At 64.0% G+C, this 14,339-nt stretch carries 13 protein-coding genes, 1 tRNA gene and 1 pseudogene; 9 read left to right on the forward strand and 6 right to left on the reverse strand.

Annotated elements, in window-relative coordinates:
• Positions 1 to 12: 12 nt before the first annotated feature.
• The 3 genes from AC0L3K_RS01805 to AC0L3K_RS01815 form a co-directional block, all read right to left on the reverse strand.
• Complete coding sequence (locus tag AC0L3K_RS01805; RefSeq protein WP_473365420.1) at positions 13 to 810, reverse strand: acyl-CoA thioesterase domain-containing protein; 798 nt, start codon at positions 808 to 810, stop codon at positions 13 to 15.
• A 201-nt stretch (positions 811 to 1,011) separates the two neighbouring features.
• Complete coding sequence (queG, locus tag AC0L3K_RS01810) at positions 1,012 to 2,202, reverse strand: tRNA epoxyqueuosine(34) reductase QueG (RefSeq protein ID WP_354200313.1); 1,191 nt, start codon at positions 2,200 to 2,202, stop codon at positions 1,012 to 1,014.
• Positions 2,151 to 2,843, reverse strand: a complete 693-nt coding sequence (locus AC0L3K_RS01815; RefSeq protein WP_007598553.1) for a glutathione S-transferase family protein — start codon at positions 2,841 to 2,843, stop codon at positions 2,151 to 2,153. The genes queG and AC0L3K_RS01815 overlap by 52 nt, the downstream gene beginning before the upstream one ends.
• A gap of 170 nt (positions 2,844 to 3,013) precedes the next feature.
• On the opposite strand from AC0L3K_RS01815, the gene AC0L3K_RS01820 reads away from it, so the two are divergent.
• Entirely contained in the window at positions 3,014 to 3,820 is an 807-nt protein-coding gene (locus tag AC0L3K_RS01820) for an undecaprenyl-diphosphate phosphatase (protein WP_007598554.1), read from the forward strand.
• 133 nt (positions 3,821 to 3,953) lie between these two features.
• Here the strand turns inward: AC0L3K_RS01820 and AC0L3K_RS01825 are convergent, their stop codons facing one another.
• Positions 3,954 to 4,919, reverse strand: coding sequence for a complex I NDUFA9 subunit family protein (locus AC0L3K_RS01825; RefSeq protein WP_354200314.1), 966 nt, complete (start codon positions 4,917 to 4,919; stop codon positions 3,954 to 3,956).
• A gap of 161 nt (positions 4,920 to 5,080) precedes the next feature.
• On the opposite strand from AC0L3K_RS01825, the gene AC0L3K_RS01830 reads away from it, so the two are divergent.
• Positions 5,081 to 5,167 (forward strand) — tRNA-Leu (locus AC0L3K_RS01830).
• 70 nt (positions 5,168 to 5,237) lie between these two features.
• Here the strand turns inward: AC0L3K_RS01830 and AC0L3K_RS01835 are convergent.
• Together AC0L3K_RS01835 and AC0L3K_RS01840 are read right to left on the reverse strand one after the other, a co-directional pair.
• A pseudogene (locus AC0L3K_RS01835) lies at positions 5,238 to 5,498 on the reverse strand (type II toxin-antitoxin system RelE/ParE family toxin); the annotation flags it as partial.
• On the reverse strand, positions 5,495 to 5,752 hold the full coding sequence (locus AC0L3K_RS01840) for a type II toxin-antitoxin system ParD family antitoxin (protein WP_354200315.1): 258 nt from the start codon (positions 5,750 to 5,752) through the stop codon (positions 5,495 to 5,497). The gene AC0L3K_RS01840 and the pseudogene AC0L3K_RS01835, both read right to left, overlap by 4 nt.
• A gap of 241 nt (positions 5,753 to 5,993) precedes the next feature.
• On the opposite strand from AC0L3K_RS01840, the gene AC0L3K_RS01845 reads away from it, so the two are divergent.
• The 7 genes from AC0L3K_RS01845 (at position 5,994) to rpoN (ending at position 14,298) form a co-directional block, all read left to right on the forward strand.
• Positions 5,994 to 7,517, forward strand: coding sequence for a hypothetical protein (locus AC0L3K_RS01845; protein WP_354200317.1), 1,524 nt, complete (start codon positions 5,994 to 5,996; stop codon positions 7,515 to 7,517).
• On the forward strand, positions 7,514 to 9,034 hold the full coding sequence (locus AC0L3K_RS01850) for a glycosyltransferase family protein (RefSeq protein ID WP_473255373.1): 1,521 nt from the start codon (positions 7,514 to 7,516) through the stop codon (positions 9,032 to 9,034). The genes AC0L3K_RS01845 and AC0L3K_RS01850 overlap by 4 nt, the downstream gene beginning before the upstream one ends.
• Before the next feature lie 119 nt (positions 9,035 to 9,153).
• Positions 9,154 to 9,768: a ribonuclease D gene (locus AC0L3K_RS01855; protein ID WP_007598566.1), complete on the forward strand. Its 615-nt coding sequence runs from the start codon at positions 9,154 to 9,156 to the stop codon at positions 9,766 to 9,768.
• A gap of 145 nt (positions 9,769 to 9,913) precedes the next feature.
• Entirely contained in the window at positions 9,914 to 10,639 is a 726-nt protein-coding gene (gene lptC, locus AC0L3K_RS01860) for an LPS export ABC transporter periplasmic protein LptC (RefSeq protein WP_354168486.1), read from the forward strand.
• The gene (locus AC0L3K_RS01865) at positions 10,636 to 11,364 is read left to right on the forward strand and encodes an LptA/OstA family protein (RefSeq protein WP_354200319.1); all 729 of its coding nucleotides are present in this window, start codon (positions 10,636 to 10,638) and stop codon (positions 11,362 to 11,364) included. The genes lptC and AC0L3K_RS01865 overlap by 4 nt, the downstream gene beginning before the upstream one ends.
• A 230-nt stretch (positions 11,365 to 11,594) precedes the next feature.
• Positions 11,595 to 12,593, forward strand: coding sequence for an LPS export ABC transporter ATP-binding protein (gene lptB / locus AC0L3K_RS01870; protein ID WP_354200321.1), 999 nt, complete (start codon positions 11,595 to 11,597; stop codon positions 12,591 to 12,593).
• A gap of 91 nt (positions 12,594 to 12,684) precedes the next feature.
• Positions 12,685 to 14,298 (forward strand): RNA polymerase factor sigma-54, encoded by a 1,614-nt coding sequence (gene rpoN / locus AC0L3K_RS01875; RefSeq protein ID WP_354200322.1) that lies wholly within the window; start codon positions 12,685 to 12,687, stop codon positions 14,296 to 14,298.
• The last annotated feature ends 41 nt before the right edge of the window (positions 14,299 to 14,339 follow it).

Here is a 14,339-nt window from a genome sequence, read left to right on the forward strand (position 1 = left end):
GTTCTTGCGTACCTACCGCTTCGACGGGTTTACCATCGGCTTGCGCTGCGCCAGCGCCGCAACTGTGGCGGTGCCGATCGGGCCCGCTTCATCGTACAGCCAGCACTCGCCGATCGCCACACCATCGGTGGCCTGGTGGTTCACGACGTCGAAGCCGATCCAGTTCGTCACCGGCAGGCGGTGCAGATAGATCGTGACGTCGCTGTTGATGTAGCCGAGCCCCTTGTCGCCGGCGTTGGCGAACGGACTGGCGAAGTCCGCGCCGGTAGCGACACGGACGAACGGCGTCATCGGCACGCCCGCGACCAGCTCGCGCACCTCGCTCATCCAGAGCTTTCGTGGCCCGAGCGAGCCCATGTGGCCGACGATCGGTCGCGTGGTCCATTTGCCGTTCATGCCGAGCCTGGGATCGGTCGGCTTGGGAATGTCGGCCGGCTTCGGCACGTCCCAGTTCGGCGGCGACCAGACATTGCCGTCCGGATTCTGCGTTCGCCGCAACAGCTGGCACGAAGCGCGCGCCATGCCGACGCCGCCGGATAAGAACTCTGCTTCCACGACGCGGATGCGCATCCCGTCGCGCACCAGACGTGTCGTCATCTCGATCGGCTTGTCGATGGTCGGAAGCCGAAACATATCGACGGTCAGCCGCGCCGGCACGAATTCGGGGCCGGAATGGCGCTCCTCGATGGCGAAGCCGAGCAGGCCGATGATGACGCGTCCGTGCAGCGATTTCGGATCCCACGGGCCGTTGGCGACTTCCATCGGATGGAATGTGTCGCCGTCGCGGGTGAAGAAAGGCATGTTTGTCATGACGCGCGACTTTGCGGGAAGCTGCGGGGAAATCAAGATGCTCAATCCTCATGGTGAGGAGGCGCGAAGCGCTCTCATCACAACAACAGTGTCATCGCCCGGCTTGACCGGGCGATCCAGTACTCCGAGACGGCTGTGGTTCAGTCGAGACGCCGCGGCGTACTGGATGCCCCGCTTTCGCGGAGCATGACAGCAGAGGAACTAGGAGGCGGTGCGCCACTCCTCATGCACGCTTTCGTCGCGCTCGCCAGCAATCGCATTCGTCCTGATCGTTTCGAACTCATCCCGCGGCATCAACTGCCCTAGCGCCCACACCGCAGCCCCGCGCACCAGCGCGCTCTCATCCTCCAGCAATCGCCGCGCCTCGTCCGCCAGTGCCGCATCGCCGGAGTTGCCGATCGCGATCAGCACGTTGCGCAAAAAGCGCTCGCGGCCGATGCGCTTGACCGGAGACTTCGTGAACAGCGCACGAAACGCAGCGTCGTCGAGCCGTGCGAGCTCGGCGAGACCCGGCGCGCGCAAAACGTCACGTGCGGCGAGCTTGGCCTCGCGGCCCTCCTGCGCGAACTTGTTCCAGGGGCAGGCGGCGAGGCAATCATCGCAGCCATAGATGCGGTTGCCGATGTTTTTGCGAAATTCGCGCGGGATCGGTCCCTTGTTCTCGATGGTGAGATACGAGATGCATCGCCTTGCATCGAGCCTGTAGGGCGCGGGGAAGGCGGCGGTCGGGCAGATGTCGAGGCACGCCCGGCACGAGCCGCAATGATCGATCTCGGAATCGTCGCGCGGCAGTTCCAGCGTGGTGTAGATCGCGCCGAGAAACAGCCAGGAGCCGAATTCGCGCGAGACCAGATTGGTGTGCTTGCCCTGCCAGCCCAGATGCGCGGCTTGCGCCAGCGGCTTCTCCATCACGGCCGCGGTGTCGACGAACACCTTCACTTCGCAAGGCTTCACCTCACAAGTTGAGGTCGCAACCAGCCATCGCGCCAGTGCCTTCAGGCGCTTCTTGATGAGGTCGTGATAGTCGTCGCCCTGCGCATAGACCGAGATCGCCGCGCGCGTGCGCTGTTGCAGGATCGCGAGCGGATCCTGGTCGGGGCCGTAGTTGACGCCGAGCATGATGACGCTGCGCACGTCCTGCCACAGCCCGCGCGGATCGACCCGGCGCTCCGGCTGCGCGGCGAGCCAGTCCATGTCGCCATGGCCGCCGGATGCGATGAATTCGAGGAAATGCTTTCCGGCGCTTTCGATCGTGCCGGGCTCCGTGATGCCGATGCAATCGAAGCCGAGCGCACGTGCCTCGTTTGCAAGCGCCGTCTTCAGTTCGGTCGGATCGGAGTTCAGAAGTCCAGGTCCACGTAGGTCCGCGACGCCGGCACGCCGGCCAGCCATTCGCTCAACAGCGGACGGAACGAGGGGCGGGATTTCACCCGCGCGTACCACGCCTTTGCCGCGTCGTCCTCGCTCCATGGCACGTCGCCCAGATAGTCGATCGCCGAGAGGTGCGCCGCGGCGGCGAGATCCGCGTAGCTGAGCCGGTCGCCGGCGAGGAAATTACGCGTCTGCGCCAGCCAGCCGATATAGGCCAGATGATAGCGCACATTTGCCTTGGCGGCGCGCATCACGTCGGCCGAGGGCGGTCCGCCGCCGTTGTCCTCGCTCATGAAGCGCTTGTAGATGCGCTCGGTGACGAGCGGGTGAGAGACTTCCTCGAAAAACTTTTCGTTGAACCAGGCCATCAGCCGGCGGACCTCGACGCGCTCGCCGATCGTGTCCGGCATCAGGCGCTTCAGTCCCATCTCGGAGCCATAGGCCTCGTCGACATATTCGGCGACGATCGCCGCGCCCGGGATCGGCGGCTGCTCGTCGTCCACCAGGACGGGCGTCGTGCCCGCCGCATTGAGCAGCAGAAATGCTTCGCGCCGCTCCCAGCTGCGCTCTTCGATCAACTTCAGCTCAAGCCCGTATTCTCCCGCGATCAGGCGGATGAACCGCGAGTGCGGGCAGAACGGATGATGAAACAGCGTAAACATGAAGCCTTTGACTATGTGATGGTGCTTAAGAATCCATCAATGTTTTGTGCGGCGCCACACTAGTCATTCAAAACCGCGAAGCAAGGGCGCGACGCCGCATTTTGCGATTGCAGCAAGGGAGCGGATGGGCGAGAAGATCCCCGCTTTTCCAGCCGAAATGGACCGTAAATATGTCAGATGCAATCCGGGCAGTGATCCTCGGCATCATCGAGGGTGTGACCGAGTTCCTTCCCGTGTCCTCGACCGGCCATTTGCTGCTCGCGGAACGCTTCTTCCATCTCGGCGAAGGCGCGTTCTGGGATTCGTTTACGGTCCTGATCCAGCTCGGCGCGATCCTCGCGATCGTCGTGTTGTACTTCAAGAAATTATGGGACGTCGCAATCGGCATGTTCACGGGCGACGCCTATGCACGCCGCTTCGTGCTCGGCGTGCTGGTGGCGTTCCTGCCCGCGGTCGTCGTCGGTCTCGTCGCCGGCAAATACATCAAGAGCATGCTGTTCAATCCATGGGTGGTGTGCTTCTCGCTGATCGTCGGGGGCGCCATCCTGCTCTGGGTCGATAAGCTCGATCTCAAGGCGCGCGAGCACGACGCCACCCGGTTTCCGTTGCTGATGTATCTCTATATCGGCATCGCGCAGTGCATCGCGATGATCCCGGGCGTGTCGCGCTCCGGTGCCAGCATCGTCGCGGCGATGTTCCTGGGGGCCGACAAGCGCGCGGCGGCGGAGTTCTCGTTCTTCCTCGCCATTCCCACCATGATCGGCGCGTTCGCCTACGATTTCTACAAGAACCGCTCCGAGATGACGATGGACCACATGGGCATCGTCGCGATCGGCTTCGTGGTGTCGTTCGTCACCGCGATCATCGTGGTGAAGACGTTCCTGGAATACGTCACTCGCCACGGCTTCGTGGTGTTCGCCTGGTGGCGCGTGATCGTCGGCACGCTCGGCCTGATCGCGCTGGCGCTGGGGCGGTAAACCCGAACGTCAAACAACTGCAGTCCAGACGTTGAAGTTCGTCATGCCCGGCCTTGTGCCGGGCATCCACGTTCTTGGCCCTTGAAAAGGCGTGGATGGCCGGGACAAGCCCGGCCATGACGGTGGGGGATGGTTACGCGCTCTTGCGCTGGAATTGCCCGGCGGCGCGGAAGCGCCAGAGATATTGCGGGGCGATCGCTTCAAGCGAGTCGGGCGTGATGCCGAGGCCTTCCAGCGTTAGCCCAGCGGCCTTCGCCGCGTCCGACACCACATTATCGCGCGCGAGCAGCGTGACCTGGTCCGGCGTCAGCTTCAGCGCGCCCGGCGCGAATTGCAGGAAGTTGGCCTTGAAGCGGGCGAGGCCAAACGGCAGCGGCATGAGCATTCGCTTGCGATCGGCGATCTCGAGAATGGCCTCGATGATCTCGCGCATGGTCAGCACTTCCGGTCCGCCGAGCTCGTAGGTCGCGCCCGCCTTGGCCTTGCCGTCGACGGCATCCGCGACCGCGGTGGCGACGTCGCCGACATAGACCGGCTGCATCCTGGTTTCACCGCCGATCAGCGGCACCACCGGCAACATCCGCGCCAGCGCCGCGAAGCGGTTGGTGAACTGGTCCTCGGGGCCGAACATCACGGAGGGGCGGAAGATCGTCGCCGACGGCACCGCGGCCAACACCGCCGCTTCGCCAGCCGCCTTGGCCCTGGCATAGCGCGAGGGCGATTCCGCGTCGGCGCCGATCGCCGAGACATGGATCAGGTCTGCCCCAGCGGCCGCGGCCGCCTTGGCGACGGTCTCGGCGCCCCTGGCCTGGACAGCATCAAAACTCTGCGCGCCGCCCTCGGCGAGGATGCCGACCAGATTGATCACGACCTGCGAATCACGCAGTGCCGCCTCGATCGAGGCCGGATAGCGCACGTTGGCCTGCACGGTGTGGACCTGCCCGACCTTGCCGGAGGGCTGGAGGTACCCGGCCAGCTCCGGCCGCCGCACCGCGACCCGGATCCGGTAGTCGCGCCGGCACAGTGCGCGGACGACATTCCGGCCCAAAAACCCCGATCCGCCGAAAACCGTGACGAGCGTGTCCAGATTCGATGCCATGGGATCCATTCCTGGGGTCGTTCCTGCGGGAAGAGTGCGTCTCGTCAGGCTTGTATCGGGCCGGTTTGCGATGCGCAATCCGCATCCCGAAGCGGGGTTCAAGCATGAATTGACAACCGCGTCACCGAACCGTAGTAACCGCCTCCGTGCCTAACCGGCATGCCCAGGTGGTGGAATTGGTAGACGCGCTGGCTTCAGGTGCCAGTGGCTTAACGGCCGTGAAGGTTCGAGTCCTTTCCTGGGCACCATCTTTTCCCTAAGCGATTGAAATTGCTTGTCGGGCTCCTCAGGGAACAGCAACGCCTCGTAGTCGCGCGCGCTGTGGAGGATGTGAATGATCTCAACCGCGTCGTCACCCACACGATAGAAAATCAGAAATTGACCGAACGGACCCCTGCGCACACCAAATTGCTCGTAGCGCGGCACCAAGGGATAGGCGCGTGGGGCGTCCAGCAAAGACTCACATTTTTCTCGTAGCGTGCGAACGAGCTTGAGGGCGCTCGCAGGACTTTGCTCCGCGACATACGCCACGATCTGTTCGAGATCGGCCTCTGCCTCAGCGCTGACGGTGAGGATCACTTGCCGTCCGTCTGGACCGCCAGTCTGGCTTCGAGCCGATCGAGCACGTCAGAGCCCGCTCTGGTCCGGCCTGCGTCGGCATCTGAGAGTCCGCGTGCAATCGAAGCGTCCAGGGCCGCCAGCCTGGCCTCTCTTTCCTGGACGAGGCGTACGCCCTCACGCAGCACCTCGCTCTTGGAATGGTATCGACCGGACGCCACGAGCTCGTTCATCACGCTCTCGAGCGTCTCTCCTAAATCGGCGCTCACAGCCATACCGGAACCTCCGTTCGACCTCTAATAACTATTATTGGACGCTGGAATTTTCAAGTCTAAACAGCTGCTTGAAAGCTTCGGAAGCCCGCCCTCCAGCCGAATTTATTCCGCCAAACCCCCTCGATTGCACGATCCAAATTTACCCCACTTTAGACAAACTGGTCCTAAGTCAGCCGGCAGGCTCGCATCCGGCCGTCGGCGAGCGCGGAGCCATCGGGCTCGCTTTGTCGTGAGGGAAGCGGTGGATCAGCACCAGGTCTGGCACGAGCCGGCATTCGACAAGGTTGCGAACGCGATCAGCCCGTTTTTCCTGAGATCGGGGATTTATCTGTTCCTGATCTCATTCATCTGCCTGTTCTACGTCTTGAACGCGCCGCTTCTGCTCGGTCACTACGATTTGGGCTGGCATCTGGCGGCCGGAGATCTCATCCGGGAACGCAACGCCATCCCGCTGCAGGACCCCTGGTCGTCAACCCACGGCGACAAGCCATGGCTCAATCTGTCCTGGCTCTGGGACGCGCTTGCCAGTGCGACGTTTCAATACGCAGGCTTTGGCGGCCTCGTCCTGCTGACGGCGGCCTGCGGCGCGGCGATCGTCGGCATCCTGACCGCGATCTCTCTTGGCTACGGCGCGTCGGCGATCGCGGTCTGCGTTTCGGTCTTCTTGGCCTGCCTGCTCTATCCCGCATACGAAGCCTCGCCGAACATGTATCTCGCGGTCTCGCCGAATACATGCACGATGTTGTTCTGCGTCGTCTTCTATCGCGAATGCCTGAGACGAACGCGATGGTTCGTGCTTCCCCTGTTGATGGTGCTCTGGGCCAATCTGCACGGCGGTTTCCTGCTCGGCTTTTTCGTGATCGGCGTCTTCTGCGGTGGCGCCGTGCTCAGAGGGGCCTGGGCCGACCTCAGGATCCTTGCTCTCGCGGGGATCGCGTGCCTTGCCGCGACCTTCGTCAATCCGCTCGGCTGGAATATTTATGCCGGTGCCGCCGCGACGATGGGGCACTTCGTCCAGGGCAATATCGGCGAATGGCTGTCCTACTATCACAACATGGAAATGCCGGGCAGCATTCCCGGCATCCTGTACATGCTGGCCTTTGTCGCGTTCGAGCTCCGCTACAGAAATTCCAGGCCCATCCCGCTCGAGCCGAGACTGATGTCCTGGCTGTTCCTGATTCTGGGACTGTATCAGTTCAGGTACATCGCTTTCTTCTTCATCTTCTCGACCGCACCGATGGCGCTTCACCTCAGCCGCTTGCTGCCTCGGCGTCTCACTGCGCTTGACGTGCGTGGACCGTTGCTGGCCGCGGGCATCGTCGGTCTCGGCACCCTGCCGATTGTCTATTTGCGCGTTGCGCCGGCGCTCGCGCTTCCGCCGATGCTGTCGAGCGAAGATGCCGGCTACCTGCGAGAGCATCTCGCAGGTCGGCGGGTCCTGAACAATTGGAACGTCGGCGGCTACCTGATCTTCGCGACGCACGGCACCGTCCCCCCATTCGTCGATGGTCGCGCCGCGACCGCCTATCCGGACGATTTGCTGCGCGACTATTTCAAGCTGGTGAGCTGGGAGATCGACGAAGCCGCGTGGGACATGGTGCTCGACAAATACCGGATCGACGCGGTGCTGTGGGTCAAGGCGCACGAACAGCTGCGGCAGTTTCTGGTGGAGCGGCGAGGCTGGCGCGAGCAATACACCGGCGCTTACGAGACCGTTTACGTCAGGCCCCACTCCGGTTTGGCCGGCGACACCAAACGACAATGACCACCAGCGCCGCGGCTCTGCCCGACATCGCGCCCGCCGTCAGAGCCGAGAGCTTCGCGACGCGGTACGGTGCCTTGTGCGCATTGCTGCTGCTGGCTGCGGCAGTCCGGCTGCCGCTCGCCTTCTGGCCGAACATCGTTCACGTCGACGAGCTGTATCAATATCTCGAGCCGGCCTGGCGCCTGCTTGGCCACCAGGGGGTCGTCACCTGGGAATGGCGCGACGGTATCCGGAGCTGGTTTCTGCCGACCTTGTTCGCAGGGCCGGTCGCTCTGGGGGACTGGCTTGCGCCGGGCGGGTGGGGCGCCTTCGTCGTGCCTCGCCTGGTGGTCGGGCTTGCCTCGTTGTCGATCGTCGTGACGGCCTGGCATTTCGGCGAACGCATCTCCAGATCGCATGCCGTCGTCGCGGCGTTTGCCGCCGCGGTCTGGTTTGAGCTGGTCTACTACGCGCCCCACACGCTGAGCGAACCGCTGGCGACGGCCGTGATCCTGCCGGCGGCCTATCTGCTGACGGGCGAACTCGCGCGAAACCGGCTCTTCACCGCAGGCGCACTGCTTGCTCTCGCCTGTGTCTGGCGCTTTCAATATGTACCGGCTTGTTCGGTGTTTGCGTTGGCGGCGTGCTGGCGCGACCTGCGAAACGCGATTGCGCTGGTCGCGGGCGCTTGCATCGTCCTGGCGCTGTCCGGCGCCCTCGACCTGGCCCACGGCTCAGCGCCGTTTGCGTGGCTCGTCCGGAATATTCAGCAAAACCTCCTGCATGACCGGGCATCGGAATTCGGTGACGCGCCGGCGGCCGCGTACGTTCTGCAGGCTTCAATTCTGTGGTCGGGCGCGACGCTGCTGATGCTGCTGGCGCTCTGGCGCGGCTGGCGACATGCCCCCCTGCTGATCGTCGCGGCCGTCGTGAACGTCGCGTTTCACAGCATGATCGTGCACAAGGAATACCGTTTCATTTTCCTGTCGATCGCTCTGCTGATCATCGCGGCGGCGCTTGGCTCCGCCGATTGGGTCGAGATGATGCGCCGGCAAAGCGCGTGGCGCTCCCGGGCACTCGCCGTCGTATGTGGCGGCTGGCTGCTGCTCTCGCTCGGTCTGTCGGGCGCTACGCTCATCATGCGTGACAACTGGATGCGCGGCATCGGCGTGGCCCAGTTGATGGCGGAGCTCGAGGCCGATCCTGAAGCCTGCGGTCTGGCCCTCTACGCGATCAACTATCCCTTTGTGCCCGGACGCGGGCAGCTCGCGGCCCGCAAGCCGATCTATTCCTTTTATCGGGACGACCCCCTGGCCAAGGGACGCCTTCCGGCTGTGGTGCAGACGCACCAGGCCGGGTTCAACCGCATCATCGGCCCGGCGAGCCTGGCCAGCGAGCTGCCGGCGGATTTCTCGCAACGAAGTTGCGCGATGATGAGCGATGACAAGCCGGCCTGCGTCTTCGCTCGACGCGGCGCTTGCGATGCGCCCGCCAGCCCGTTCGCCACCAACGACGTGCTCGTGCGCCTGAATTACTAGCCGCGCCTGATGCTTGCGCCGGCGGCTGCCAGCGGATACATCGCGGCCGGCCCTCGCCAGCATCTGTCCCGGGGATTAGCTTGCAAAAGCGCACCGATTCGATTGAGGTTTGAAACGCCATGACCGTACGCCTGCACCGCGGCGACCTGCCCGATCTGTCCCGCTACACCGGAGCGGTGGCGATCGACACCGAGACCATGGGCCTGAACCCGCATCGTGACCGGCTCTGCGTGGTGCAGCTCTCGCCCGGCGACGGCAGCGCGGACGTGGTGCAGATCCCCAAGGGTCATACCGACGCGCCGAACCTGAAGGCCCTGCTGGCCAATCCCGCGAACACGAAAATCTTCCACTTTGCGCGGTTCGACGTCGCGGTGCTGTACCAGACGTTTGGCGTCATGACCGGGCCGATCTACTGCACCAAGATCGCCTCCCGCCTGATCCGCACCTATACCGACCGCCATGGCCTCAAGGACCTCGTGCGCGAGGTGCTCAATGTCGACCTCTCCAAGCAGCAGCAATCGAGCGATTGGGGTTCCGACAGCCTGACCGAGCCGCAGCTCGCCTACGCCGCCTCCGACGTGCTGCATCTGCACGGCTTGCGCGAGCGGCTCGATGCCATGCTGGCGCGGGAAGGCCGCACCGCGCTGGCCAAGGCCTGTTTCGACTTCCTGCCGACCCGTGCTTTGCTCGATCTCCAGGGTTGGGCCGAAGAGGACATTTTCGCGCATTCCTAGCGTTTCGCGTCGCGGCCGGGTTGGGGCGGTCGCCCCGTTTCAGACACTTTCGTAACGGCCTGTCGCTGGCTGCATATTTTGGCGTTGCCGGCTACAATGGGGCGCCCGCCAGCCGGACCAGGCGAGCGACACCTCAGGAGCCCAGGTGAATTCGGCCCATCATGTCACCTATGATGCCGCGCTTGCGGCGAAGTTCGCCAGCGCGGCGCGCCACAGCCGCCTGGTGCGGATTCTGCGCGTCGCGGTGCCAGCGACAGTGGCTGCGGCAATGGGTCTGCTCGTCCTTATCTCGACCATTTTCAACCCGTTCCAGATCCCCGTGAAGCTCGACTCCGGAAATCTCGTGGTCACAGGCACCAAGATCACGATGGAATCGCCGCATATGTCCGGCTTCACTCCAGACCAACGGCCCTACGAGCTCTGGGCCAAGACCGCGACCCAGGACATCACTGATCCCGATCATGTCGATCTCCATGATTTGCGCGCGAAAGTGCTGATGGAAGACCAATCGACGCTGTTTCTCGATGCACGCACCGGAAGGTTCGACAACAAGCAGCAGCAGCTCGACCTGCACAAGGACATCTTCCTGCGCACCTCGACCGGCTACGAGGCGCGGCTGAACTCGGCCTTCGTCGACATGGGCAAGGGCACGGTCTCCTCGGATGAGCATGTCGACGTCAAGCTGACCAACGGAACGCTGACCGCCGATCGGCTGCGGATCACGGAGGGCGGCGACGTCATCCGCTTCGAAGGCAATGTGGTGATGCACCTCGACAAGCTGGACGATCCCGCCGCCAGCGCGCCCGCGCCGGTCGAGCCCACGCCGCCGCCGGCGGCGAAGTCCAAGAACAAATCCGCGAATTCAAAATGATTCTCATGACCCATCTTCATCTGAGCAAGCGTCGCATTGCTGTCAGTGTAGCGACGCTTGTCTCCGGTCTCTTGCTGCTCACTGCAGATGCGGCGCACGCACAGAGCTCGGCGAGCGTGCCCAACGCGATGCAGGGTTTTTCGCAGAACCGCGATCAGCCGATCCAGATCGACGCTGCATCGCTAGAGATGCGCGACAAGAAAAAGGAGGCGACCTTCTCGGGCAACGTGAAGGTCGTGCAGGGCGATACCACCATGACCTCGAAGACGCTGGTGGTGTTCTACGACTCGGGTGGTGACAAGCCGGCGACGCCGCAGCCTGCGGCAGCAAAGGGTGCGAAGGCGGCGCCGATCCAGTCGGCGACACCGGGCCCGGGCGGTAGCTCCTCGATCAAGCGGCTGGAGGCACGCGGCAATGTCGTGGTCACCCAAAAGGACCAGGTGGTGACCGGCGAGACCGCGGTGTTCGATACGAAGACCAATCTCATCACCATGCTCGGCGGAGCTGGGAGCCAGGTCGTGCTGACCCAGTGCCAGAACGTGCTGCGCGGCGACCGCCTCCTGGTCGACATGACCACGGGCGTCTCCAGGGTGGAGTCGGACAGCGGAAGGGTGCAAGGCCTGTTCATCCAGTCCCAGGGCGGACAGAACGGCAAATGCGGGACGCCGGTGGCCCCGGGCGCGGCCCCGCCTTTGCAGTTGCCCGGCGGAAACAAGCCAAAGTAAATTCCGTTCGCGATTTCAACGCCTTGATCTGGAGACTCCCGATCCGAGGTTGAAGCTTGCCCGGCGAGACTGTATCTAGCGCGAAGGGCTTTCGAAGCGGGGTTCGCCGCTTTTCGGGCGTGTTTCACTGGGCATGAGACATGCCTTCATTCATGCTGCGTCGGCTGAGGCCGGCGCGGCAGATCGCGCGAAGATCGCGCAGGATCGTCGCGAAAGGCTAGAAGGCGGGGATGGTCGATCTCTTCAGCATGTTCCGTCGGCGCCCCGCCAAACGCGGCCGGCCAGGATTTGCGCGCCAGGACATCACCGCGCTCGGTGACAGCGTCGGCGGCCTCGTGGCCAGCCCAGTCAGGGACGCGCCGTCGATCGCCCGGAACCAGCCGATGCATGCGCCCGATCAGTTCCAAGGCGACTATGAGGCCGAGCCGCCCCGGGCCCAGGCGGTTCATCCCGTGAGGGCTGCCGGCAGGGCCAACGGTTCCGGCGGGCCTCAGCTCTTGAAGCGGCCGGGCTTCCTGGCTGTGCATAGCGTGGAAAAGAGTTTTGGCAGCCGCCAAGTCGTGCGCGGCGTCAGCATCTATGTGCGCCGCGGCGAAGCGGTCGGCCTGCTCGGGCCCAACGGCGCCGGCAAGACCACCGTGTTCTACATGATCACCGGCCTGATCAAGGCCGATCGCGGCGCCATCGAGCTCGACGGCCACGACGTCACCAAGCTGCCGATGTATCAGCGCGCACGGCTCGGCATCGGCTATCTGCCACAGGAAGCCTCGATCTTCCGCGGTCTCACCGTCGAGCAGAACATCCGCGCCGTGCTCGAAGTGGTCGAGCCCTCGCGCAAGAAGCGCGAGCAGCAGCTCGACTCGCTGCTCGACGAATTCAACATCACGCGCCTGCGGAAATCGCCGTCGATCGCGCTGTCCGGCGGTGAGCGGCGCCGCGTCGAGATCGCGCGCGCGCTGGCGACGCGTCCGAACTACATGCTGCTCGACGAGCCCTTTGCCGGCATCGATCCGATCGCGGTCGGCGACATCCAGGACCTCGTCCGCCATCTCACCAACCGCGGCATCGGCGTGCTGATCACCGACCACAATGTGCGCGAGACGCTCGGCCTCACCGATCGCGCCTACATCGTCTATGCCGGGGAAATCCTGACCGAGGGCAGCCCGGATGAGATCGTCGCCGATCCGGACGTGCGCCGCCTTTACCTTGGCGAGGAATTCCGCCTCTAGCCCGTTTTTCCATTTCGTCAAGACGTGTACATCGGGCTCGGACTAAGATAAGCAAAAATCGGACCAACTTTTTGGGATCGGTTCTTGCTTCATGGCGCTTTCGCAGAGATTAGAGTTCCGGCAATCGCAGTCGCTAGTCATGACGCCGCAGTTGATGCAGGCGATCAAGCTGCTGCAATTGTCCAACCTCGATCTCACGACGTTCGTCGAAGAGGAACTCGAGCGTAACCCGTTGCTGGAACGGGCCAACGACGAGCCGCCCGTGGGCGAGGGCCCGGCCGAGACCGGCCAGTTCAACGACAGCGATGGCGGCCACAACGACGAGCCGGGCGGCGGCCCGGGCGAAGCCTTCGAGCCCGGCCAGGAAGAGTGGATGAGCAAGGATCTCGGCACCCGCGCCGAGATCGAGCAGACCATGGACACGGGGCTGGACAACGTCTTCTCCGAGGAACCCGCCGAAGCGGCCGCGCGCAACGCCCAGGATGCGGCGCCGACCACCTATACCGAATGGGGCGGCGGCGCCTCCGGTGACGAGGACTACAATCTCGAAGCCTTCGTCGCCGCGGAGACCACGCTCGGCGACCATCTCGCCGAGCAGCTCTCGGTTGCCTTCACCGGCGCAGCGCAGCGCATGATCGGCCAGTATTTGATCGACCTCGTCGACGAGGCCGGCTATCTGCCCCCGGATCTCGGCCAGGCCGCCGAACGGCTGGGCGCATCGCAGCAGGATGTCGAGAACGTCCTTGCCGTGCTGCAAAAATTCGATCCGCCCGGCGTCTGCGCGCGCAATTTGAGCGAATGCCTGGCGATCCAGCTCCGCGAGCTCGACCGCTACGATCCCGCGATGCAGGCCCTGGTCGAGCATCTCGATCTCCTCGCCAAGCGCGACGTCGCGGCCTTGCGCAAGCTCTGCGGCGTCGACGACGAGGACATCGCCGACATGATCGGCGAGATCCGCCGGCTCAATCCCAAGCCCGGCATGAAGTTCGGTACGGCCCGGCTCCAGACCATGGTGCCCGATGTCTATGTCCGCCCGGGCCCCGATGGCGGCTGGCATGTCGAGCTCAACAGCGACACCTTGCCGCGCGTGCTGGTCAACCAGACCTACTATTCGCAGCTCTCGAGGAAGATCGGCAAGGACGGCGACAAATCGTATTTCACCGACGCGCTTCAGAACGCGACCTGGCTGGTGCGTGCGCTCGACCAGCGCGCTCGCACCATCCTGAAAGTCGCAACCGAGATCGTGCGCCAGCAGGACGGCTTCTTCACCCATGGCGTGGCGCATCTGCGACCGCTGAATCTGAAGGCCGTCGCCGACGCCATCCAGATGCATGAATCCACGGTGTCGCGCGTCACCGCCAACAAATACATGGCGACCAATCGCGGCACGTTCGAGCTGAAATATTTCTTCACGGCCTCGATCGCCTCGGCCGATGGCGGCGAGGCGCATTCGGCCGAAGCCGTGCGTCACCACATCAAGCTGCTGATCGATGCGGAGGCGCCGTCCGCGATCCTGTCCGACGACACCATCGTGGAACGCTTGCGCGGCTCGGGCATTGATATCGCCCGCCGCACGGTCGCGAAGTACCGCGAAGCCATGCGCATTCCTTCCTCGGTGCAACGCCGTCGCGACAAGCAGAGCGCTCTTGGTAACGTCCTCTCCACCGCCATGGCCGATCGCTCCCGCAATCCCGAACCGGCCTGATTGCGTCGGCGCCAAATCGCGCTACTCTCGATCCGCTATCG

The organism is Bradyrhizobium sp. MI1.10 (assembly GCF_055811035.1).